This is a genomic window from Laceyella putida (genome assembly GCF_042665195.1).
Classification (GTDB): domain Bacteria; phylum Bacillota; class Bacilli; order Thermoactinomycetales; family Thermoactinomycetaceae; genus Laceyella; species Laceyella putida.
Genome location: NZ_JBHTBW010000026.1, coordinates 1 through 357, shown reverse-complemented (window position 1 = coordinate 357; position 357 = coordinate 1). Strand labels below are relative to the sequence as shown.

The 357-nt window shown below is 56.0% G+C and carries 1 rRNA gene (only partly in view); it reads left to right on the top strand.

Going from position 1 to position 357, the window contains the following annotated elements:
- Positions 1–357, top strand: a 23S ribosomal RNA gene (locus tag ACFQNG_RS10360); its annotated part reaches 293 nt to the left of the window's first position; the annotation flags it as partial.

Below are 357 nucleotides of genomic sequence, written 5' to 3'. Positions count from 1 at the left end.
ACCGCGGGACACGTGAAACCCCGTGGGAAGCTGGGAGGACCACCTCCCAAGGCTAAATACTCCCTAGCGACCGATAGTGAACCAGTACCGTGAGGGAAAGGTGAAAAGCACCCCGGGAGGGGGGTGAAAAAGAACCTGAAACCGTGTGCTTACAACCAGTCGGAGTCCCCTTGAGGGATGACGGCGTGCCTTTTGTAGAATGAACCGGCGAGTAACGGTTGCGTGCAAGGTTAAAGTGAGAAGCTGGAGCCGTAGCGAAAGCGAGTCTGAATAGGGCGCTTGAGTACGTAGCCGTTGACCCGAAACCGGGTGATCTACCCATGTCCAGGATGAAGTTCCGGTAACACGGAATGGAGG